General features: G+C 37.9%; 22 protein-coding genes. 1 reads left to right on the top strand and 21 read right to left on the bottom strand.

The window, feature by feature from the left end; all coding sequences use genetic code 11:
- Window positions 1–165: 165 nt before the first annotated feature.
- From rsmH to yfmF, 6 genes are all read right to left on the bottom strand, one after another.
- Window positions 166–1,107, bottom strand: coding sequence for a 16S rRNA (cytosine(1402)-N(4))-methyltransferase RsmH (gene rsmH, locus P0092_RS07680; RefSeq protein ID WP_004621080.1), 942 nt, complete (start codon window positions 1,105–1,107; stop codon window positions 166–168).
- A gap of 21 nt (window positions 1,108–1,128) precedes the next feature.
- The gene (gene mraZ / locus P0092_RS07675; RefSeq protein WP_014313084.1) at window positions 1,129–1,560 is read right to left on the bottom strand and encodes a division/cell wall cluster transcriptional repressor MraZ; all 432 of its coding nucleotides are present in this window, start codon (window positions 1,558–1,560) and stop codon (window positions 1,129–1,131) included.
- A gap of 243 nt (window positions 1,561–1,803) precedes the next feature.
- Entirely contained in the window at window positions 1,804–2,925 is a 1,122-nt protein-coding gene (gene rodA, locus P0092_RS07670) for a rod shape-determining protein RodA (protein WP_004621076.1), read from the bottom strand.
- 18 nt (window positions 2,926–2,943) lie between these two features.
- Window positions 2,944–4,050, bottom strand: a complete 1,107-nt coding sequence (gene lgt / locus P0092_RS07665) for a prolipoprotein diacylglyceryl transferase (RefSeq protein ID WP_004621074.1) — start codon at window positions 4,048–4,050, stop codon at window positions 2,944–2,946.
- Between the two features lie 24 nt (window positions 4,051–4,074).
- Window positions 4,075–5,358 (bottom strand): EF-P 5-aminopentanol modification-associated protein YfmH, encoded by a 1,284-nt coding sequence (gene yfmH / locus P0092_RS07660; RefSeq protein WP_004621073.1) that lies wholly within the window; start codon window positions 5,356–5,358, stop codon window positions 4,075–4,077.
- Window positions 5,359–5,384: 26 nt separating this feature from the next.
- Window positions 5,385–6,689 (bottom strand): EF-P 5-aminopentanol modification-associated protein YfmF, encoded by a 1,305-nt coding sequence (gene yfmF, locus P0092_RS07655; protein WP_004621072.1) that lies wholly within the window; start codon window positions 6,687–6,689, stop codon window positions 5,385–5,387.
- A 171-nt stretch (window positions 6,690–6,860) separates the two neighbouring features.
- Between yfmF and P0092_RS07650 the strand changes: the two genes are divergently transcribed.
- Window positions 6,861–7,037, top strand: coding sequence for a hypothetical protein (locus P0092_RS07650; protein WP_004621071.1), 177 nt, complete (start codon window positions 6,861–6,863; stop codon window positions 7,035–7,037).
- Window positions 7,038–7,102: 65 nt separating this feature from the next.
- Here P0092_RS07650 and P0092_RS07645 read toward each other — a convergent pair whose 3' ends face one another.
- From P0092_RS07645 to rnpM, 15 genes are all read right to left on the bottom strand, one after another.
- On the bottom strand, window positions 7,103–8,320 hold the full coding sequence (locus P0092_RS07645) for an ABC transporter permease (protein ID WP_004621070.1): 1,218 nt from the start codon (window positions 8,318–8,320) through the stop codon (window positions 7,103–7,105).
- Window positions 8,321–8,345: 25 nt separating this feature from the next.
- Window positions 8,346–9,683: an efflux RND transporter periplasmic adaptor subunit gene (locus P0092_RS07640; protein WP_004621069.1), complete on the bottom strand. Its 1,338-nt coding sequence runs from the start codon at window positions 9,681–9,683 to the stop codon at window positions 8,346–8,348.
- A gap of 35 nt (window positions 9,684–9,718) precedes the next feature.
- Window positions 9,719–10,453, bottom strand: coding sequence for a Yip1 family protein (locus P0092_RS07635; protein ID WP_004621068.1), 735 nt, complete (start codon window positions 10,451–10,453; stop codon window positions 9,719–9,721).
- Window positions 10,454–10,514: 61 nt separating this feature from the next.
- A complete protein-coding gene (locus P0092_RS07630) occupies window positions 10,515–11,243 on the bottom strand; it encodes an ABC transporter ATP-binding protein (protein WP_004621067.1) in 729 nt (242 codons plus the stop codon).
- A gap of 27 nt (window positions 11,244–11,270) precedes the next feature.
- Window positions 11,271–12,284, bottom strand: coding sequence for a hydrogenase expression/formation protein HypE (gene hypE, locus P0092_RS07625; protein ID WP_004621066.1), 1,014 nt, complete (start codon window positions 12,282–12,284; stop codon window positions 11,271–11,273).
- 1 nt (window position 12,285) lies between these two features.
- Window positions 12,286–13,371, bottom strand: a complete 1,086-nt coding sequence (gene hypD / locus P0092_RS07620) for a hydrogenase formation protein HypD (protein ID WP_004621065.1) — start codon at window positions 13,369–13,371, stop codon at window positions 12,286–12,288.
- On the bottom strand, window positions 13,368–13,592 hold the full coding sequence (locus P0092_RS07615; protein WP_004621064.1) for a HypC/HybG/HupF family hydrogenase formation chaperone: 225 nt from the start codon (window positions 13,590–13,592) through the stop codon (window positions 13,368–13,370). Before P0092_RS07615 ends, hypD begins: the two co-directional genes overlap by 4 nt.
- Window positions 13,593–13,692: 100 nt before the next feature.
- Window positions 13,693–16,065, bottom strand: a complete 2,373-nt coding sequence (gene hypF / locus P0092_RS07610; protein ID WP_004621063.1) for a carbamoyltransferase HypF — start codon at window positions 16,063–16,065, stop codon at window positions 13,693–13,695.
- Between the two features lie 20 nt (window positions 16,066–16,085).
- Window positions 16,086–17,021, bottom strand: a complete 936-nt coding sequence (locus P0092_RS07605) for a bifunctional riboflavin kinase/FAD synthetase (RefSeq protein ID WP_004621062.1) — start codon at window positions 17,019–17,021, stop codon at window positions 16,086–16,088.
- A gap of 22 nt (window positions 17,022–17,043) precedes the next feature.
- Complete coding sequence (gene truB, locus P0092_RS07600; RefSeq protein ID WP_004621061.1) at window positions 17,044–17,973, bottom strand: tRNA pseudouridine(55) synthase TruB; 930 nt, start codon at window positions 17,971–17,973, stop codon at window positions 17,044–17,046.
- A gap of 2 nt (window positions 17,974–17,975) precedes the next feature.
- A complete protein-coding gene (locus P0092_RS07595) occupies window positions 17,976–18,938 on the bottom strand; it encodes a DHH family phosphoesterase (protein ID WP_004621060.1) in 963 nt (320 codons plus the stop codon).
- A 33-nt stretch (window positions 18,939–18,971) separates the two neighbouring features.
- Window positions 18,972–19,325: a 30S ribosome-binding factor RbfA gene (gene rbfA, locus P0092_RS07590; protein ID WP_004621059.1), complete on the bottom strand. Its 354-nt coding sequence runs from the start codon at window positions 19,323–19,325 to the stop codon at window positions 18,972–18,974.
- Window positions 19,326–19,554: 229 nt separating this feature from the next.
- Window positions 19,555–23,139 carry a translation initiation factor IF-2 gene (gene infB, locus P0092_RS07585; RefSeq protein ID WP_004621058.1) on the bottom strand — a complete coding sequence of 1,195 codons (3,585 nt, stop codon included), beginning with the start codon at window positions 23,137–23,139 and terminating at the stop codon, window positions 19,555–19,557.
- Window positions 23,126–23,464: a L7Ae/L30e/S12e/Gadd45 family ribosomal protein gene (locus P0092_RS07580; RefSeq protein ID WP_004621057.1), complete on the bottom strand. Its 339-nt coding sequence runs from the start codon at window positions 23,462–23,464 to the stop codon at window positions 23,126–23,128. Before P0092_RS07580 ends, infB begins: the two co-directional genes overlap by 14 nt.
- Window positions 23,457–23,729, bottom strand: coding sequence for an RNase P modulator RnpM (rnpM, locus tag P0092_RS07575; RefSeq protein ID WP_004621056.1), 273 nt, complete (start codon window positions 23,727–23,729; stop codon window positions 23,457–23,459). Before rnpM ends, P0092_RS07580 begins: the two co-directional genes overlap by 8 nt.
- Between the last annotated feature and the right edge of the window lie 23 nt (window positions 23,730–23,752).

The raw sequence follows: 23,752 nt of genomic DNA, 5'->3' as shown, positions 1-23,752 counted from the left end.
TAATAAAGATAATTGGGGGAATCAGCCGTTAAGCTGAACCCCCGTTTTCATTTTTAGAAGTTTTAGCTTTTGTTTCCTCAAACTTTGTCGCTTGTATTTCAATTACTTCTTCACACGTTGATATATTATGGTTTTTCATTTGTTATCATACTTTTAGGTTGTATATTAAATTTTTTGTAGTACCCTTAATTTCGCACTTCTTGCTCTTGGATTTTCCTCCAGTTCACTTACGCCCGAAACAATTGGCTTTCTATTTACAAGCTTTGCCCGGGGTTTTTTCCCACAAACACATACAGGAAAGGATGTGGGACAGGTACATGGATTTACCATTTTGTTAAACTGAAGCTTAACTATTCTATCTTCCAAGGAATGGAAAGTTATAATACATAACCGTCCTTCGCCTTTAAGCAAATCTACACAATCTTCAATAGTTTTATTCAATATTCCAAGCTCGTTATTTACTTCAATTCTGATAGCCTGAAAAGTTCTTTTTGCCGGATGAGGACCGTCTCTTCTGGCAGAGCTTGGAACTGCCCTTTTTATTATGTCTACCAATTCATAGGTAGTCTCCACAGGTTTATTACTTCTGGCTTCCACAATGAATTTTGCTATCCGTGAAGACCATTTCTCTTCTCCGTAGTCACGTATTATACGGTATATATCTTGCTCTGAATACTTGTTTACCACGTCATAAGCTGACAGGTCTGATTTTGTATCCATTCTCATGTCAAGGGGTGCATCATGTTGGTAACTAAAACCTCTGGATGCTTCATCCAATTGATGGGACGAAACTCCCAAGTCCAGAAGAATACCGTCTACTTCATCAATTCCCAACTCTGAACATGCCTTGCGTATATTCTTAAAATTAGTATTTACAACCTTGAAATCTGCCTGTGACTCAATTTCACTAAGCCTCTTAACCGATGTTTCTACAGCAAAGCTATCTTGGTCAAGACCTATCAAACATCCCTTTTCACCTAGTCTTTTATATATCTCTGATGAATGTCCCGCTCCGCCAATAGTACCGTCAACATAAATACCATCCTGATTTATGTTCAGATTTTCAATGCACTCATCAAGTAATACGGATTTATGTTTAAATTCCATTATTCACCTCAAAGTTTCCGGCTATATACCGAGTAACGCCATCTTTTCTGCAATTTTATCCGCACTGATGTTGTCGTCGCTATTGTAAGCTTCCCAAGCCGCCTTTTTCCATATTTCCACTCTTGAAGACACACCAATTATATATATGTCCTTTTCAAGAGCAGCGTATTCACGCAGATTCTGTGGTATCAATATCCTGCCCTGTTTATCAACTTCACATTCCGTTGCTCCAGAAAAGAAAAATCTGATAAACGCCCGGACATCCTTATCTGTAAATGGTAAGGATTTAAGTTTGTTTTCAAGGCTTGTCCACTCTTCAGATGAGTACGCAAATAGACAACCATCAAGTCCCTTGGTCAGTATGAACTTTTCACCCAACCCCTCACGAAACTTCGAAGGTACTATTGCTCTTCCTTTAGGGTCAATTGTATGTTGGTATTCACCATAGAACAATTCGTACACCCCACATCCGATAAGTTTCCTCCACTTCCCACCACTTTTCACCACTTATAAAGATATTCTATTGCAAAAACTTAAAATTATCAATATATTTCATCCAATTGGAATAAAAAAAATAAAAGACAGGATGTTAATCCTGCCTTTTATAGGCCAGTAGTACTAGCTTTCGGGCATTTTAATAAAACACCTTAAAGCTTATTTATTTCCCAAGCATATATTTCAACTCTTGTTTTTGAACTAAGTACTAAACATTACTTTTTTTCGTCTGGAAGACACACTTAACACAATGCCTATGGCCATATAATTTGCCAGTACAGCAGTTCCTCCCGCGCTTACAAAAGGGAGCGGCAAACCTGTTACCGGAAGCAGCCCTATACTCATTCCTATATTCTCCATGAAATTAAAGGCCAACATGCCAGTCACTCCTATTGCAAGAAATGAACCATAGGAATCACTTGAGTTTTTTGCGATATAAATACATCTCAAAAGAATTATCAACCCTAAAAGTATAATAATTACACCACCGATAAACCCAAATTCTTCACCAACCACCGAGAAAATAAAGTCAGACTCATTTACCGGGACATTCCTGCTTTGGGTCTGCAACCCACTTCCGTAGCCTTGTCCGAACAGCCGTCCCGAGCCCACCGCAACCTTGGATTGAATTACATTATAACCTGCCCCTTGAGGGTCCCTGTCAGGAGAAATAAAAGTCAGAATTCTTTCCCTTCTCTTACCATTCAAAACATAAACCCATATGAAGGGTAATGAAAGCAACACCCCTCCCCCCAAGATGAATATATATCTGTAAGGAATACCCACAGTATATATAAATAGAAGAAATATAAAGCCAAATACAAGTGCTGTTCCCAAGTCCTTTTGTAAAAGCACAAAACCTATGGCAACTCCGGAGTAAACTATAAACTTAATAATATCTGATTTATTTTTTTCAGTACTGTCCTTAATTCTTTCCAGAAAAACCGAAGCCAGAATAATATAAGCTATCTTTGCATATTCTGACGGTTGTATACTGAATCCGGCAATTTTCAGCCAGCTTCTGCTTCCCAACTCATCACCGGAACCAATGAACAATACAAGTACCATCATAGACATTGCACCAAAAAAAATAAATAAACTTAGCACTTTTAAATCTCTATAATCTATTATGCTCAAGATAAGGCACAGTGCAACTCCCATTATCATAGCAAGTATCTGTGACTTCAGAATACTCGGTCTGGTTCTTACTGCACTGCTGAGAACAATAAGTCCTACTCCTGATAAGACCAGAACTGATATAAACAACATATAATCAAATCTCTTATAAGGATTTGTCGTTTGTGACTTTTCAACGAAATACATTTTTCACCTTTTCCTAAATTACTGGCTGTCTGTCATTTTATTTTTATCTTCTTGTGAATTTTCACTGTCAGGCTTAATTTCACTATCATCAGGTTCTTGTTGTTCAACAAATTCTGCCTGAACATCCTGTGTATTTTCTTCTTCCTGCAAACTCTCAGTGCTATGCTCATTGCTTTCAACTGCTTGTTGCTCTTGCTCTGCTTGCTCTTCTTCTTCCATGTATTTAAGAACATTTGCATATGCACTTGGTGCAGTTTCGGACTCTACTTCATTAACGGCATTTTTTGCTTTGTTTCTCAGAACTATTACCAGTATACCGAAAACAACTATCAGTAAAATAGATAAGAACTGTGAAACCCTGAGATTTCCAAGCATCAGACTATCTGTTCTAAGACCTTCTATAAACGCTCTTCCTATACTGTAAGTTATAAAATAAAGGCAGAATATTTCACCGCTGAATTTCTTTCTTTTGCGCATCCACATAAGAAATGCAAATATTACAAGATTCCATATAGATTCATATAAAAACGTAGGATGGACGGGTAAATCCGGATTTACAGTTATACCTACGGTTTTCTGAATTGATTCTGCCTTATTTGTCAAATAAGACGTTATTGTAGGGCTGGTCATTCCCCATGGAAGACTCGTATTTGTACCAAATGCCTCTTGATTGAAAAAGTTCCCCCAACGTCCAATCGCCTGTCCCAGCGCCACATATGGTATGGTAAAATCAAAAAGCTTCATGATAGGAATTCTTTTGTATCTTGCAAGAAAATATGCTGTAATTATAGCTCCTATTATTCCTCCGTATACAGCTAAGCCACCTTTTCTCAGATTCAGAATATCAATAAGATTGTCGCTATAATCAGACCAGGTGAAAATAACATAATATAACCTTGCACATATTATAGCTGCCGGAGCTGCAAACAGCATCAAATCTATTATTGTATCAGGAACAAGATCATATTTGGGTGCATCTTTCATAGCCCACAATACGCATATCAAAAAAGCTGCTGCTATGATAATTCCATACCAGTATATTGGTTTGCCGAAAATGTTGAAAGCAACTCTTGGTACATTAAAACTCCAACCAAGTTCAGGAAAACTGACTAATGTACTATTCATTTATAACCTCCACAATAACACTTTTTATTTCTGCTTAACAACAGATAATGCCATGCGTTTAATATCAAAATGACTGTCAAACACATCTGTAATATAATCAAATTTCATTTTATCATAAACCTCTAAATAATCAAACATTGTAACACCCTTGAAATATAAATTAATAAATGACCTCGAAATATTTTCAAGTGAGTTAAGCTGCCTTAAAAATCTTCCTTTGGAAGCGTTAAGAAGTCTCTTAAAGGTGTCCTCATCAAGGCCTTGTTTTTTCAGTAACTTAATTTCTTTTGTAATTCTGTCCTGAACCTCTTCCGGGTTTACAGACTCTCCCCCAAACATTGAATACGCATAACTTTTCTCCAATGAAAAATCCATTTCAAAGCTGGAATTAATAAGTCCCTTGTCATACAACTCTTCGTATAGTCTCGAACTTTTACCCATAAGCATTGAAAGCAGAAGTTTTGTGGCAAGCTCATACCTGAGTATTTCCGCACCTTCTAAGTCAAGATTGCTGTCTTTAAATCCCATATAAAATATAGGTGTAGAAACCGGCATATTTTGCTCTATATAACTTTTGTTAATATCAGTGCTTTCATTTGGAAAGATTCTTTTAATTTCAGAAGCCTTTTCCGATGTTTGTATACAGTTCTCAACCTGTTCAAAAACTTTAATGTGATCCACGTCACCAACTACTGTTATCAGCATGTTGGAGGGATGGTAAAAGGTCTTGTAGCATTGATATAAGGTTTCTTTTGTAATTTCGCTGATACTCTCAATAGTGCCGGCTATATCATATCTTACGGGGTGGTTCTTGTATATTGCCTTCAAAAGGTTGAAGTTTACTCTCCACCCGGGATCGTCACGGTACATATTAATTTCCTGACCTATTATTTTCTTTTCACGTTCAACACTTTCATCAGTAATATACGGGTTTTGAACAAAATTTAATAAAAGTTTGAAATTTTCATGGAACAAGTCTGTACATGAAAAAAGGTAAACTGTTTGGTTAAAGCTTGTAAATGCATTTGGTTTAGAACCTAAAGCGGCAAATTTGTCCATTACACTTCCGTCTTTTTGCTCAAAAAGCTTGTGCTCAAGAAAATGGGCAATTCCATCAGGAACTTTTGTGGGTTCGTTTTCTCCGGGTATGATAAATTCATTGTCTACAGAACCGTATTGGGTAGAAAATGTGGCATACTTTTTGTAGTAGCCTTTTTTAGGAATTACTATACAATTCAAACCACTGGGATGTTCATACCGGTAAAATAATTCGTTATACTTTTTGTATTCAATGGTATCAAAATTCATAAGCTCCTCCGCTTTGCATAACTTTTTTATTTATTGCTTTCTTGTGTGTTTGAAGTCAGAAAATATACCGTATCCAACTGTATCTTATCTGCTACCTTGATAATATCGTCAACCGTTACTCTGTTTATTTTTTCTACCAAGGTTTCCATTGTATCATGTGTGCCGTTTATTAACTGACTCAGATAAAAATCCACCACATAAAGCTGACTGTCTTTTAGTGACATAATTCCTGTTTTTATAGACTTTAAGGTAGCCTCATATTCATACTCCGTTATATTTCCCGAACGCAATTCCTCCAACTGTTTCATAATTATCTCCTGAGCAGTATCTTTGTTATTAATATCTATACCGCTTGCAATAACCATCAGCCCCTTGAACTTTTCCAACCCGGAGTATACATAGTACGCAAGTCCTGCTTTCTCTCTGACATTCTGAAAGAGCTTTGAATGCATACCTCCTCCCAGTAAGCCGTTAAATACCAACAGTGCATAGTAATCATTATCAGCAGGCTGTACATGTGTCCTTAAGCCCATACACAGTTTAGCCTGATTAACATCCATTTTGTCTTCGTACTCTCTTACATCTTTAACGCATTTAAGTATAATGCTAGAATTCAATTTTTGAGGTATACTTCTTTCCACAAGGGACAGTTTTTCCTTTATAAAAGCAACCTCTTTTTCATCAATTTCTCCGGTTATAAAAATCTCTGCAGGAAGTGATGCTATTTTCTTCTTGTAATGCTCATAAAGCTTCTCATTGGTTATTTCATCTATTTGCTCAACAGTACCGTATTCGTACAGACCAAAGGGTTCCTCCTTGCACATCAGCTCATAGCATCTTTCCATACTATACTGAATCTTGTCATTGGTTCTGCCTTCAACAATCATTTTCAGATTATTTTTTTCCTGTTGTACATACTGTTCATTAAACGAGCCGTCCTTAAGTTCAGGTCGGAAAATGATATTCATAAGAAATTCAAATGCCTTTTCAAAATTTCTTTGGCTATCGTTAGTATACTTATCTGAAATATATTCAAAATAAAAGTGTATTATCTGTCTTTCTCCCTTTTTTACTATACCGCAGTCAAACACTGCACCGTAAAGCTTTTCAAGATATAAATTAATATCTTTTATTGTAGGAAGACCTTTGCAGCCTCTTCTCAATACCGAAGGAAAAAGTGCATTTAAAGCAACTGTATCCTTGTTCAAATTATCCTGAAAGAAAATATTGATTGTATTTGTTTTAAATCTATTTGAATTGATATTGTAAACCTCTATTCCGTTCTTTTCAAACAACCTGCATAGCTTTTCCTCTACATGGGTATCAATCATAAATACCTCCTTCAATTACAAATTATAGAATTTTTACTTTTCTTTATATAGTATAATAAAATTTTTCGTATATATTCAAGTTAGACAAGGTTATTAAGTAATTAAATATGTTATAAATGCAAATAATACAATTGATTAAAAAAAGTTTTTACTTAAAAGGGAGGGGTATACTTGAACGGACGAAACCGAAAATACGCAAGAACAACTAAAAAATGCCAACAGTTACCTGATATATCCGAGGATACAGAATTTTCACTCTCTACAACAATGGCCTTAGGGATTGTCGGAGGAGCTTTTCTAATCGGAATGGTCTCAGGAACACTGGTCTCAATGTGCAAAAGGATATAAATCAGGTATTAAAATTTTAAGCGGCCAACTCTCAAAAAGACTGGCCGCTTAAAATAAAACTCTAATTATTCATATCTCAGTGACTCTATAGGATCAAGGTCTGCTGCCCGTTTCGCAGGATAAACTCCAAATAGCAGTCCTAATGCAACAGATCCCAGAAAAGCTAGTACAATTACCTGTATGTTTATAACCGGTGGAATTTTTACAAGTGATGAAATTACAAACCCACCTAATATTCCCATAATTATACCGATTGTACCGCTTATTCCTGTTAATATAATAGATTCTGTTATAAACTGTATTACTATATCTCGCTTTCTGGCACCCAATGCTTTTCTTACACCAATCTCCCTTATACGCTCGGTAACAGAAACCAGAAGTATATTTACTATACCTATACCTCCAACAATTAATGTAATTACAGCTATAACCAGAAGTACTGTAGATAAGACATTCAGTACTGTATTTAAGCCCTCCTGAAAATCAGAATTAAACTGTATTGTATATTTGTCCTTATTTCCATGCTTATTTTCAAGGGTTTTTATTATTTCATCAGCAATTTTTTTCAGAGTAGTCTTATCCTTTTCGTCTACCGAAATATAAATGTAGTTCAGTCGGTCAGAATCAGGAGAATATGACTGAAGCGTAGTCATAGGAACAGTAAGGCTTACCGGTCTGCTTTCGTTATCAATCATTCCTCCGAAGGGAGTTTCTTCAATTTTTGTAACTCCTATTACTCTTAGTCTCAGAGTACTTCCTGAGCCAAGGGTAACCTTTAGTTTTTGACCGATGGGATTTTGTTTTCCGAAATTTGCTTTTGCAAATTCTTCATCAATCACAACTACATTTGATCTTGTAGAATTGTCTATCTCATTTATCATTCTGCCTTGTGCCATATCAACTGGTACAATATCCTTGTACTGGGACGAAACACCATTTAAACTGGCATTTCTTGTTTTGTTATCAAGTCTTATAGTTCCTGGTCGGTTGACATTTGTTCCAACATTTTTTATTTTTTTAACATTTCTGCTTATAGCCTTTAAATCATCACTAGCCAGCCTATCATTTGTACTCAGGCTGTCTGTCTTATATGATACTATTAGTATATTTGCTCCGATTTTTGCAAATTGGTTGTCCACATAACTTTGCGTAGCATTTCCGATTGCTACTATAGTTATAACCGAGAATACACCCATAATTATACCTATCATTGTCAGGACGGAACGGAGCTTGTTTGCCCTAAGACTCGATAAAGCCTGTTTAAAGCTCTCAACTAAATTCATTTTCTGTATCCTCCAATCCCGTTTACTAATCTTTAATTTTTACACGGGCTCCGTCCTTATATGCAGGGTTTAGATTCGTAACAACAAGATCGCCTTCCTTTAATCCGCCGCCTACCACTTCTGCTTTCATATCAGAAGTTGTTCCAAGCACAATTTTCTTTTTCTGCATGGTCTTTTTGTCAGGGCTTATTACAAATACATACTTGCTATCATCCTTATCCTGGCTCAGCATATCCAAATCTACAGTAAGCACATTCGAAATATCTACGGTCTTAATATCACAGCTTACAGTAATACCGGGCTTTATGGAAGGCGTAATATTATCAATGCTGACAACTACAGGAATAACCGTTTCAGAAGAACCGGTGTTAGTTGTATTTGCTTTTGCCATAGGGGCTATGCTCTTAACCTTACCCGTAACTTTTTCTGATTCGGAAATAGAATCACCGCTTATATCCACAGCTTGTCCAGACTTTAAAAGCTTGGCGTTATACTCATTTATATTAAGCTTAACTTCCAGCTTTCCGGGATTGATAACCACAAATACGGGCTGACCTGACATTGTGTATGAACCCTCTGCAACATTTACCTGAGATGCAATTCCATCCATTGTACTGAACATTGATTTCTTATACTTGTCAATCTTGTTTTCTAGGTTCTTAATTGCGACATCGGTTGTTTCTATTGCTACCTGTTGTGACTCTATATCTATCTGCTGTGCTGCCTTAGTTTTACTATTTGTTTTGCTGTTCTCGTTTTGGACATCTTTCTTTGCCTGAAGAGTCAGTTTTGCAACACCCAGCATATCCTCGGCATCTTTTAAGGTACTTTCGGCGCTGTCAAGTTCAACCTTGGATATAGCTTCTGCGCTATATAAAGCCTTTTTCTCGTTGCGGTTTTTGAGGGCCTGTTCATATGCTCTCTGTTTTGAAGCAACATCATTTTCAGCTGCTTTTATTTCATTTTGATTGTTTACAGTACTGATTGTTGTATCAGCTGACCTGGCCTTTCTTAGTAGCAGCTCCTGACTTTTCTTCTGAAGCTTTTGCGTCTCAAGTTGATTATTCAGATCATCCAAATCAATATCTGCAAGCTTCTGTCCCTTTTTAACGATGTCATTCTGTTTTACATATAGCTTAGTTACCTTTACCGGGTTATCAATGTACACCTCAGCCTTTTCTATTTCAGAAACTGTACCATTTGCAGAAATAAATGAACTTACATCACCTTTTTTTATTTCACCTGTTTGTACTGTAAAAACAGTACCAGAACCAACTGAACCTGCATTATTTACTATACCTACAGTGATCAGAGCCACTACAACAACTGCAATGCTCACACCAATAATTATCTTTTTTTTCATTTTAACCTCCATGTCCCCCAATGAAAATTCTACATTTATCCTGCTATCCTGCCTTCAGTTATTCCTGCATACAGCAATTGAACAACAAATATACCGGCTACAATCAAATACGCCTTCTTTTTAGGCAGCTTACTAACTGCTGCAACACCTATAGCTATAACAGCATACTGCCATATACTGAATACATCCAGGAATTTCGCCATACCATAAAAGAAGTTTCCATTCATATTAGGCATTAGTACAGCTATACTGGTATAACTGAAAAGGTCGTATACACCTGTGATATTTGTCTTAATTACATGCACCACCGTTGAAAGAGTTGTAATTACAGCGGAATACCCTGTTATTGAAAGTACCTGTTTAAAACCGCCCTGTCCTTTGAATATTTTAATAATCCCCAATAAAATCAAAGCTCCCAGAACCCATGCTATTACAACTCCTATTGCTATCCCCACCGGGCCCCAAAACATTGCAAGATTTACAGCCTTGTTTAATTGTTCCGTTGTCATTTCAAGATTTTGTTTGGCAAGTAATTCTGCTGTACTATTTCTGGTAAACTCTTTGTACATTGGAATCATAGCTAGCACAGCTACCAGTTGAACAATTGGCAGAAAAATAAAAGGAAAAACTATTCTTGGTCTTTCAGCAAGGTTATCCATCACTTTTCCCGGCCAGAAAAACACTCCTGCAATTCTTTTAAAAAAGTTCATTTTCGTGCTTTGCGGGAGATTAGCAGCTCCGTTAACGGATACTTGCATATTGTCTTCCATCCTCATACCTCCATGGCCACTTAATGCGGCAAAAATTTTTATATTTATAAATAATCAGTAGCTAAACATCTTCCTTGTACTGACTTAATACAATTCTTGCGTCAAGAGGGTTTTGGACCATTTCGTCACTTCTGAGCGTACCGTCTTTAAATCGTAATACTCTTTTGGTATGCTCTGCAATGTCCGGCTCGTGAGTTACAAGCACAATAGTAACTCCTTCACGGTTCAAATCCTGAAATACTGTCATTATTTCTTCCCCTGCCGTACTGTCAAGGTTTCCTGTCGGTTCATCGGCAAGTATAATGGCAGGAGAATTAACAAGGGATCTTGCTATTGCAACCCTCTGCTTCTGCCCTCCGGACATCTCGTTTGGCTTGTGATGCACTCTTTTCTCAAGGCCAACCCTCTCCAGTGCCAGCATGGCTCTTTTGCGCCTTTCTCTAGCGCCTACTCCGGCATATATCATTGGAAGTTCTACGTTTTGCAATGCAGTAATTCTTGGAAGTAGATTGAATGATTGAAATACAAAACCTATTTTGTGGTTTCTTACCTTTGCAAGTTCAGTTTCGTTCAATGTAGAAATATTAACTCCATCCAGCCAGTATTCCCCCGCTGTAGATTTGTCAAGACATCCAATTATGTTCATTAATGTTGATTTTCCTGAACCAGACGGCCCCATTATTGCAACAAATTCTTCCTTGTTTATATTTACATTGACATTTCTTAGCGCCTCAACTTCTATCTGTCCGTTTTTATAGACCTTTCCCAAATCCTTTATTGATATTATCAAGTTTTACCGCCCCCTAAAAAACAATTATTAGCATATACGTGGGAGCTGATCCCCTGCAAGAACGCTGATAATTCTACTTCCGCCGCTAAGTGCCTTTAGCAGAACCTTGGGTTGTCCCTCCTCAGTCACCTCTCCTATTATCCTCGCATCTTTTCCGTATTTGTTATTACGAAGTGCTTCTAATACTGTATCAGCCTTGTCCTCACCAACAAAACAGAGCATTTTTCCCTCATTAGCCATATATAATGGGTCCATACCCAAAAGCTCACATACTCCCTGAACCTCACGCTTAACAGGCAAGCTGTCTTCCCTTATCAAAATGGAAACATTGCTCTGAACAGCTATCTCATTCAGAGTTGTGGCAACTCCTCCTCTTGTAGGGTCTCTCAAAACATGAACCTCCGGGACAACAGATAATATATCCTGAACCATACCGGACAAAGGAGCACAATCGCTTTTTATATTCGCATTAAAGCCTATGCTTTCCCTTTCGAGAAATATACTGCTACCGTGGTCGCCTATAGTACCTGAAATTATGATTTTGTCTCCGACTTTTGCATTTCTGCCGGAAATGTTTACTCCATCGGGGAGTATGCCTATACCTGAAGTATTTATGAATACTTTGTCAGCCGCTCCCTTTTGAACTACCTTTGTGTCGCCTGTAACAATTTTGACACCACATTCCTTGGCAGTTGCGCCCATAGCTTCAACTATTCTTTCCAGCTCCTCAATATCAAAACCCTCTTCTATAATAAAACCACAGCTTAAATAAAGAGGTTTTGCACCGCTTGTTGCCAGATCGTTTACCGTGCCGCATACTGCCAGCTTGCCTATATTTCCCCCATTAAAAAAAATTGGAGTAACAACAAAGCTGTCAGTAGTAAATACCAGATTCCTTGCATCACCTATATCTAATCTTGCGCTGTCATCTCCCTGTGACAGTATGTCATTACAAAAGTGCTTCTTAAATATTTGCTCTATCAGCTTTGAAGTAGCTGTTCCACCGCTACCGTGAGCTATGGTTATCATATTTTTTTCCATTTTATCCTCCGTATTTATAGTAGGCGGCACAAGTTCCTTCAGAAGAAACCATACAAGAACCTACCGGGTTTTCTGGAGTACATCTTTTTTTGAAAAGCTTACAGTCTCCAGGACGTTTTTTTCCTTTAAGAACCTCCCCGCACAAACATCCTTTTGGCTCAGGTGTATCCTTTTGTTTAATATCAAACTTTTTTGCCGCATCGAATATCTCATACTCTTTTACAATACCAAGACCTGACTTGGGAATCATTCCTATTCCACGCCAAACTGAATCTACAGGCTCAAAAACTTCATACATTTTTTGCTGAGCCTTAATATTTCCTTCCTTTGATACTATTCTTGAGTACATATTTTCTAAAACGATATTTCCATTTGTAATATTGTCTACCAGTACTTTGATAGAGTACAGTATATCCAACGGCTCAAAGCCTGCAACTACACCTGCCTTTTCCATATTATACGCTACGTAAGAAAAAAAGTCTGTACCTATTATTGCAGAAACATGTCCCGGATATAAAAATCCATCAATCAATAATTCACTGTCCCCTGACAGAGTTTTTATTGCTTCCGGCATAGTTTTATTTGCAGTGAGAACTGAATAATTCGTAATACCCTCACTTTTTGCCTTTGATACGGAAAGTGCTATTACAGGCGTTGTTGTTTCAAAACCAACTGATAAAAAAACAACCTCCTTATCTGGATTCTCTCTCGCTAATTCTACTGCGTTAAGCGGAGAGTATACCATTTGGACGTTGCTGCCTTGGGCCTTTTTGTGAATCAGTGTGCTGTTACTCCCCGGGATTCTCATCATGTCCCCGAATGTTGTAATAACAACATTTTTGTTATCTGCAAGTTCTGTCGCACTGTCAATATATGACGTAGGCGTTACGCAGACAGGACATCCCGGCCCGGAAATCAGTTCTATCTGAGGAGGTAGAAGGGAACGGAGTCCATATCTGGAAATAGCCATTGTATGAGTTCCGCATACTTCCATTATCTTTAGTCTGCGTCCGGAGTAACCTTGAAGACTTTGCACTATTTTGCCAATAACTTCGCTGTCCCTGAATTCATCTATATAATTTCTCATTTAATGCCCAGCTCCTTTATTTCGTTGAAAATGTCTATGGTTCTAAGTGCCTCTTCTTCGTCAAGGACCTGTATGGCACATCCTGCATGAACAAGAACATAGTCACCCACCTGTACGTTTTCCAAAAGTTCTATAGAAATCTTATTTGTTACTCCCATCATTTCAACATTACTACTGTTACCATCAATACTTACAACCTTTGCAGGCAATCCCAAACACATATCTTAATCCTCCTGTTGTCAAGTTTATCTACTATATTATATACATCAGAATTTATTCATTTATACATATTAATGAGTATATACCCTGCTGAGTTACATTTCAATCTTCAAGAGCTGGAAAGTCCTGTTGTCCCCTTTTAAGCATTTGTGCAATCGCCATTATTGACTGTCCCAGAGCGATTCCTCCGTCATTAGCAGGAACTTCAGAATGCGTAAAGACCTTAAAACCTTGTTGTTCCAATAAATCCGCCGTTAATTGAAGCAGAGTTACATTTTGGAATACTCCTCCGCTTAAAACTACATTATTCAAACCATTCCTGCTCCTGATATTTACACATCCTTCAAGTACCATATCTGCTATTGTGGCATGAAATCTGGTTGAGATATACTCAAAACCGTTACCTGTCAGAATATCATTAACAAGCTGCTTAATAATATCGCTTATATTGACTTTAAAGCCTTCTTCAGAGTTTACATTTTCAATATCAAAGTTATATGGCTCTGTACAGCATAAATCAGCATAGTATTCCAGTTCAATTGCAGCCTGTCCTTCATAGCTGATATCTGTTTTAACACCCAATAAAGCAGAAGCACCATCAAAAAACCGGCCCATACTTGAAGTAAATGGACTGTTAATTTTCTTTTCAAGCATTCTTAATGTAAAAATTATCTCTTCCCTACTTCTGTCTTTAAATGCCGGGAGTTTGGCCACAATTTCCATTATATTATCAAGCACACCCTGTTCTGAGGCATATAAATAGCTTAAAGCCATACGCCACGGATGTTTTACGGCAGAATCACCGCCCGGCATCATAACATAATCCAAATGTCCGGCCCTACGCAAGCCGTAATAACCTCCCGTAAAAAACTCTCCTCCCCATATTTTCCCATCCTCACCGTAGCCAGTTCCATCAAAGGAAACTCCTATTACATCACCTTTGAGTCGGTTCTCAGCCATGCAAGAAGCTATATGCGCCTTGTGATGCTGAAGGGCAATTTTATCAATATCCGGCTGACTAAGTGCATATTGAGATGAATAGTAATTTGGGTGAAGATCATATGCTATGCATTTGGGTGAAATTTCAAACAATCGTTTAAAGTGTTCAATCCCATTACGGAAAGCAATATTTGTACTCTCATTTTCCAAATCCCCGATATGATGACTCAAATAAAAGTTCTTTCCTTTATTAAGGCAAAAAACATTTTTTAATTCTCCTCCACAGGCAAGAACCGAAGGTATTTCAACATCTTCCTCCAGTTCAAGCAATTGGTGTACATTCATAGAAACAGGTTTTGGTACATAGCCTCTGGCCCTTCTTATGATATATTCCTTGTCTTTGAAAACTCTGGTTACGGAGTCATCTGTTCTTATATATATTTCTCGGTTGTTGGTCAGGTAGGCATCTGCAATCCCTTGAAGACCTTCCATTGCCTCCTCATCCCGGTAAAAAATAGGTTCACTGCTCAAATTTCCGCTGGTCATAACTAAAAGTTCCGGAAAACCTTCTTCTTCAAATAAAAGATGATGAACGGGAGTATAGGGCAGCATAACCCCAAGGTACCTGTTAAGATGAGCGATAGCATCAGGCAGTATATCACCATCAATTCTTTCAAGTAAAACTATGGGACTTGCAGGTGAATTTAATATTTTTGTTTCAGCAGTGCTGATTGCACAGTATTTTTCAGCTGTCTTTAAATCTTTTGCCATTACCGCAAAAGGCTTATCATCTCTATGCTTTCTGCATCTGAGTCTTTCAACGGCCTCTTTGTTCAGTCCGTCGCAAGCAAGATGATATCCTCCTATTCCCTTTATAGCAACAATATAGCCCCTTTTAATCATGTCGGCAGTGTACCCGATACATTGACTGCTGGTTTTAATCTCTTGCAGAACTTTGCCTGTTTCATCGGCTACACTTAGACTAGGGCCGCACTGGTGGCAGGAAACGGGCTGGGCATGATACCGTCTGTCAGAAGGATTAGTGTACTCCTTCTTACAAGCATCACACATTTCAAAGTATTCCATAGTAGTCTTATCCCGGTCGTAGGGGATATTCTTTATTATGGTAAATCTTGGGCCACAGTTGGTACAGTTAATAAACGGATACTTGTACCTTCTGTCGCTTTTATCTTTCATTTCATTTAGACAATCATCGCAAGTAGCAACATCAGGTGAAATGAAAACAGGCCCCTTGGAATTTTTTTGACTGTGCCTTATTTCAAAATTCCTAAAGCCTTGATATTCTATCTCATTATATTCTATTGATTCGATTAGTGATAAAACAGGTGCCGATTTTCTTATTTCATCTATAAAATCGGCAGCCCTTTGAAAATCTCCGTCAATCTCTACTATTACGTTACTGTCGGAGTTGCCTACCCAACCTTTTACACCAAAACGTTCAGCCAGATTAAAAATGAAGGGTCTGAAGCCAACTCCCTGTACAATACCTGTTATAATAATTCTGTAACCTATCATATATAACTATAATTAATCTCCTAACTTACTATGCTCAAGTAATCCCTTGAAATCTTCATATCCTTAGAGATTTGATTTACTAATTCTTCTACATTGTTAAATTTCTTTTCATCGCGAATTTTTTTCAAAAAGAATACTTCAATTTTTTCACCGTAAATATCCTTATCAAAGTCCATAATATGAGTTTCAACCGTCTTCTGTCTTACATCCTCAAAAGTAGGGTTATAGCCAACATTAGTCATACTATTGTACAGACGACCATTTAACAGTGTCTTTGTTATATATACTCCATTGTGTGGCAGTACAAGGTATTTTTCAGGATGAATATTGGCAGTAGGAAAGCCTATTGTATTGCCTACACGCCTCCCATTTACAACCTCAGCTATAATAGAATAATTTCTCCCCAACAGCTTGTAAGCAGTTTCAATATTCCCATTTATTATAGCTTGTCTGATGCTGGTGCTGCTTATAATTTCACCATCACAGGTAATGGGCGGGATAGCTACCACCTTGAAGCCATATTTCTTTCCGTATTCCTCCAGTAAAGGTATGTCTCCGCCGCCCTTATAGCCAAATCTGTAATCATGACCTGCAACAGCAAGCTTTATATTCAGCTTGTTTTTAAGAATATTTACAACAAATTCTTCGGGAGACATTCTTGAGAATCCTTCATTGAATTCGTCAAGATATAGGTTGTCAAGTGTGGTTTCACTTAAAAGTTCTATTTTTTTAGTTTCAGTAAGTAACAGAGGTGTAATAAGCTTTTTTCTGAGAATATTTTCTGTATGCTTGGTAAATGTATAAACCACTGATGATAGTCCGTTTAATTTGGATTCTCTTATTAGTGTGTTAATAAGAGCCATATGTCCGATATGCAAGCCGTCAAAATTACCAAGACCGACACCGGTATAGCAACTGAATATATTGTTAGTATCATTTGAATGAATAACCTGCATATTATGTCTCCTTAGTTTTTCATCACTTAAAAAACTTCTTTGATTTTAAATATAGTGTGTTTTCTTTTTCAAAAACTTCCCCTATCCCAAGAAAACTATTATTATCATATACTCTGTAAACAGTTTTTTTATATTTGTTTTTCTCAACTTCCAGCCATACTCCGTTATTATACTTAAAAAGTTCCTTGTTGCTTAATTTAATACTATCAAACACTTCAAATATCTTTTCAACAGGCAATAAATGCCCCTCAAGAGCTTTAGTTTCTGAAAGCTGAATTACCTCTTCCATTGTAAGGGCGTTGTCAAGGTTATACTGTCCCGCCCTTGTTCTTACGAGAAAAGACATATGACCGCCGCAGCCAAGCTTATCACCAATGTCGTTGCACAAGGTTCTTATATATGTTCCCTTTGAACAGTGAACATCCAAAAGAGCTTTTTTTACGGCAAATTCTTTTGCTGTACCTTCCGAATCAAATACTGCACTATCCTCCCAAACTCTTATAACATCTATGCTGTAAATTTGAATAGTTCTTGATTCCCGTTCTATTGTCTGGCCTTGTCTGGCTAACTCATAAAGCTTCTTACCGCCGATTTTTATGGCAGAATACATTGGTGGAAGCTGTTCAATAGTACCTACAAAGCTCATAACTGTCTTTTTTATTTCATCCTCATTAACTTCTACGGAATATGAATCCAACACAATACCGGAAGAGTCCTGAGTGTCGGTGGAAACTCCCAGTGTCAGTTCTGCACGGTAAACCTTATCCTTGTCTATCATAAACTCTAAAGCCCTTGTGGCATTGCCAATGCATAATGGTAAAACTCCCACTGCCGAAGGATCAAGTGTACCTGCATGACCTATCTTTTTTTGTCCTGTTATCCTTCTCATAAATCCAATTACATCAAAAGATGTCATACCTGCAGGCTTTAAAACATTTAAAATACCGTTCATATTTATCTCCGATTAAGTTTGTCCTTGATAATGCTTATCAATTGCTCTTTAGCATCCGATATACTGCCTTTTATTGTACATCCGGCCGCCCGTTTATGTCCGCCGCCTCCAAACAAAGCTGCAATCTCCGATACATCTACATATGTTTTTGACCTTAAATTTACACGGATTTCATTGCTGCTCTTTTCTTTTATAAGAACGGATACTTCTACGCCAATTATTGACCTTCCAATATTTACCAACCCTTCACAGTCTTCGTCTCTGGCTCCTGTTGACTGTAGAATGTCCTGAGTAATTGCTATTACAGACAACGAATCATTTTCATATAGTTCCAGAAGCTCTATTGCTTTCTGGGTAAGTTTTAGTTTAATAAAAGTTGTATTATCAAATATTTTCTGAGAAAGCTCAGCAACGTCAATACCTGTTGAAAGTAATTCTGCTGCAGCTCTGTGGGTTTCAGCAGTAGTATTGCCGTACTTGAAACCACCTGTATCCGTTGCAATGGCAGTATAAAGACACTTCGCCATATCAGTATCAATTTCATACTTCATTTCATTCAGAAGCAAAAATACAAGTTCACCAGTGGATGCTGATAAAGCCTCCACATGGTTATACTGTGCAAACTCTGTATTTGTAATATGGTGGTCGATGTTTATTGTAACAGGAGCTTTGAAGAAGTGGTCTGCTCTTGTCCCAAGTCTACCTGTATCTCCGGTATCAAGTGCAATATTCAAGTCCATAACTTCTTGGTCTTCGCTTATAAACCCCGCAAGCTCAATTCCTGGAAGAAATTTGAAAGTATCAGGTATATTTTCTTCCATATACACAATTACCTTTTTACCGGTTTTCTTTAATGCTAAAGCCAACGCAAGGGATGAACCTATTGCATCGCCATCGGCAGAAATGTGGGGAAAAATAGCTACGCTTTCTGCCCCTTCAACTGCCTTTACTAATTCTTTGTCCATGATTTTATCCCCCGATAATTTAAATTAAACATGTTATTCGGTAAATTCCTTTTTGGCATCATCAAGAAGCTTGTTGATGTGGATACCATGTTCAATAGATGTATCAAGTTCAAAGTGTATTTCAGGTGTATACCTGAGTTGCACTCTATGCCCAAGCTCACGTCTGATGAAACCTGCGGCACTTTTCAAAGCGCTAATGGCATTTTTCTTTTGCTCTTCATTCCCCAAAACACTGACAAATACCTTGGCATATCTTAAATCCTTGGTTACATTACATGAAACTATGCTAACCATACTTGGAAGTCTAGGGTCTTTTATATCATTTTGAATTATATTGCTTATTTCCTTTTTAACTTCTTCTGATATTCTAATTATTCTGTCTGCCATACTATTAGCCTCCATCTGCCGCTATCGGCTGAATATTTTTTATACTTCTCCCTTATTCACATGCAGCGAATAAAGGAGGCTAATCATACAATATACTAATGCAATTATTGACATTTATTTGTGGTTAAATACAGTATGTCAATTCATATTCAAATTTCATTTTAATATGTAAATAGGTTGAATTGGATATCCTCCAACTTCAACCTATTTAATCGCAGTACTTTTATTGTTATCTCTTTACTTCTTCCATAATGAAGGCTTCTATTACATCGCCTTCTTTAATGTCATTGAAACGCTCGATAGATACACCACATTCATAACCTTGAGCAACTTCCTTGACATCATCCTTGAACCTCTTGAGAGAAGCAAGCTTACCTTCGTGAATAACAATACCTTCTCTGACAACCCTAACTTCAGAATTTCTCTGAACCTTACCGTCAGTTACGTAAGCTCCTCCGATGGTTCCAACACCTGAAACCTTGAATGTCTGTCTGATTTCAATGTGTCCCAGTACTACTTCCTGATAGGTTGGTTCAAGCATACCATTCATAGCAGCCTGAACATCTTCTATGGCCTTGTAAATAACGCTATATAGTCTCATGTCAACTTCAGCATTCTTTGCAGCTTCGGTAACATTTGCACCCGGTCTTACATTAAATCCGATAATTATTGCACTTGAAACCTGAGCCAAAGTTACATCTGACTCGGTAATTGCTCCAACCGCACCATGTATGGTCTTTACTCTTACCTCTTCATTGCTTAATTTTTCAAGAGACTGTTTTACTGCTTCAACAGAACCTTGAACATCGGCTTTAATAATAATATTTAAATCTTTTACTTTACCTTCTTTTATCTGAGTAAACAGGTCTTCAAGAGTAACCTTTGCAGTTGCTTTGAACTGTTGTTCCTTCTGTTTGAACTTACGTTTTTCAACAAGCTGTTTTGCTACTTTTTCATCAGTTACTGCATAGAATACTTCTCCTGCTTCAGGAACCTCATCCATACCCAGAATTTCAACCGGCATTGATGGTCCTGCTGCTTTAATGGTATAACCTTTATCGCTTGTCATTGCCTTGATTCTACCAAATGATGAGCCTGCAATTAATGAATCTCCTGTTTTCAAAGTACCTCTCTGGACAAGAACTGTAGCAACAGGGCCTCTTTCCTTATCAAGTTTTGCTTCGATAACTGTACCCTTTGCCTGTCTTTCAGGATCTGCCTTTAATTCAAGCATATCTGCAGCCAGAAGTACCATTTCAAGTAATTGATCTATATTTTCTCTCTTTTTAGCGGAAACAGGAACCATTATAGCATCTCCGCCCCATTCTTCTGCAACAATACCATACTCGGTAAGCTCCTGCTTAACCTTATCAGGATTTGCACCCGGCTTATCAATCTTGTTTATTGCAACTATGATTGATACATTTGCAGCCTTGGCATGGTTGATTGCTTCAATTGTCTGAGGCATAACACCGTCATCAGCTGCAACAACGAGTATCGCAACGTCTGTTACCTGAGCACCTCTGGCACGCATTGCAGTAAACGCTTCGTGACCCGGTGTATCTAAGAAAGTTATAAGTCTGTCATTTGCCTTAACAGTATAAGCACCTATATGCTGTGTAATTCCGCCTGCTTCGCTGTCTATAACATGTGCGCTTCTGATAGCATCCAGCAAGGAGGTCTTACCATGGTCAACGTGTCCCATAACAACAACAACAGGTGGTCTTTGCTGAAGGTTGGTTTCATCCTGAACTTCATTATCATCGAACAGTATATCTTCTTCGCTTACCTGAATAGCCTTTTCGGTCTTAACTCCATATTCTTCAGCGATTACCGTAGCTGTTTCAAAATCAACCTCGTTATTGAGAGTTGCCATTACACCGTAAGCCATCAATTTCTTAATAATATCTGTAGAAGTCTTTTTAAGTGACTCAGCCAAATCTTTTACTGTAAGTGACTCCGGAATGGTTATTGAAGTAAGTACTGCCTTTGGCGGAATGTACTTCTCCTGAACCTTTTCATTTCTTCTATTTCTTTGTTTCTTCTTTTTACCGTCATCGTTATAGAATTCATTAAAAATATAGTCTTCGGAGAGAATTTCAGAAACTCCCTTCTTTTCTATAACTATCTTCTGAGGCCTGAATCTCTGCTTTGTTGCTGGATTGTTGTTCTTTGGAGTTTCTTTCTTTTGCTTCTCTTCCCTCTTAACACTCTTATCGAAATCTCTTCCTTGGAACTCTCTTCTTGCCTCATTTCTCTGTGAATCAAAAGCTTCCTGTGCTACTGAAGCATCCGGCTTTGGTATATCCAGATTTTGCTGTCTGTACTGACCCTGTGGTCTGTCTGACCTTTGGTTGTTGTACTGACCTTGTGGTCTGTCTGACCTTTGGTTGTTGTACTGACCTTGTGGTCTGTCTGACCTTTGGTTATTGTATTGACCCTGTGGTCTGTCTGACCTTTGGTTATTATACTGACCCTGTGGTCTGTCTGACCTGTGGTTATTATACTGACCCTGTGGTCTGTCTGACCTCTGGTTGTTGTACTGACCCTGTGGTCTGTCTGACCTCTGGTTGTTGTACTGACCCTGCGGTCTGTCTGACCTCTGGTTGTTGTACTGACCTTGCGGTCTGTCTGACCTCTGGTTGTTGTACTGACCTTGCGGTCTGTCTGACCTCTGGTTGTTGTACTGACCCTGTGGTCTGTCTGTCCTCTGGTTATTGTACTGACCCTGTGGTCTGTCTGACCTCTGGTTGTTGTACTGACCTTGCGGTCTGTCTGTCCTCTGGTTATTGTACTGACCCTGCGGTCTGTCTGATCTTTGGTTGTTGTACTGACCCTGTGGTCTGTCTGTCCTCTGGTTGTTATACTGTCCCTGTGGTCTGTCTGACCTCTGGTTGTTGTACTGACCCTGTGGTCTGTCTGTCACTTGTACAGGCTTCTCAGCTGCCGGAACATTGTTTGCAGATGAATTGTCATTTTGAACAGTCACCTGTTTTTCAGATTTACCATGAGATTCTTCGTTACCATGTGAACCCGCCTCTTCCGGCTTCTTGGCACCAACACTCTGCTGTGGCTTAATCTCCGGCTGTGCAGATGGTTCTACACTCTCTGGTTTAATAATGCTTTTCTGCCCTTCTTTTTCAGCGGCAGCAACCTTGTTGTTCAACTGTGCTGATTCCGCATTTGAGTTATCATTTAATACTTTAGATTCATTTCCCTTGTTATCCGCCACAATTTTTTCCTCTTTATGAATGTCCTGATTTATTTTTGAATTATTTAAAATCTCTTCTTTTGGTACCTGCGTTTCCTTTGGAACTACCTTTTGTACTTCATTTCTTTTATTTTTAAAATCCGGTTTAACATCCCTTACAAATCCAGGTCTTAAACCTGATGTACTTGATTCCACTTTGACATAATCATTTCTGTAATTTTTCTTTTGGACATTTTTTGTTTCATTCTTTGAAAAATTGTTAGACTGCGGTGAATCATCCGTGTTACTATCAATAATTATTTCCGTCGTTCTGATAATTCTCGGTGCACTCTTATTATCTTTCTTTACTTCCTTTTTTACTTCTTTCTTCTTTTCTGCAACCGTATTGGTACTTTCCGCTACAGTTTTCTTTTCTCCAACCTCATTTTTTTTAACATCATGTCTTATAACACCTATATGTTTATATAGTGCATCTAATTCATGAGGTTCAAGAAGGCTCATATGATTTTTAACGTTTACATTTATCTCAGCAAGCTTCTCCATTAACCTTTTACTTGTAGTATTAAGTTCTTTGGCAAGCTCGTATATTCTAGCTTTTTCCAAAACCTTCACCCCCTGTTTCGTTTGTTGATTTATCTATTAATTTAAGAAGGCCATTTTTAAAGTCTTTTGATGTAATTGAAACTACCGCTCTTATTTCTTTACCGGTATACTTACCAAGTTCAAGTTTTAGCCCATACTCTCTGTACGGAACAGAGTGGTAATTACACATACTTTTAAATTTGTCCTTCGTGTTTTCAGAAGCATCATTTGCAACGACAACAAGTACAGCCTTTCCGGACTTTATTGTCCTTTCACAGGTTTCATCACCTGATAACAGCTGACCTGCTTTCTTTGCAAGCCCTAATAAGGAATAAACCTTATCCATCGTTTTCCTCCAATTGGTTTTTCAGAATATGATAAATGTCCATGTCAATTGTAGTCTCAAAAGCCTTTTCTAGTCTTTTAGCCTTAATCGCCTGTTCTAGACAATCGGCACTTCTGCATATGTATGCACCCCTGCCAGGCTTTTTACCAACGAGATCAATACTGATTTCTCCCTCATTATTTTTTACCACGCGTATTAGTTCCCTCTTTTGCTTCATTTCCTTACAGCCAAGGCACATACGCAATGGAATCTTTTTTTGCTTCATCCATCCACACCTTCCATATTTTA

It is taken from the genome of Ruminiclostridium papyrosolvens DSM 2782, assembly GCF_029318685.1.
Classification (GTDB): domain Bacteria; phylum Bacillota; class Clostridia; order Acetivibrionales; family DSM-1351; genus Ruminiclostridium; species Ruminiclostridium papyrosolvens.
The sequence above is the reverse complement of the archived record's forward strand: the minus strand, read 5'-3'. Positions and strand labels throughout refer to the sequence as shown.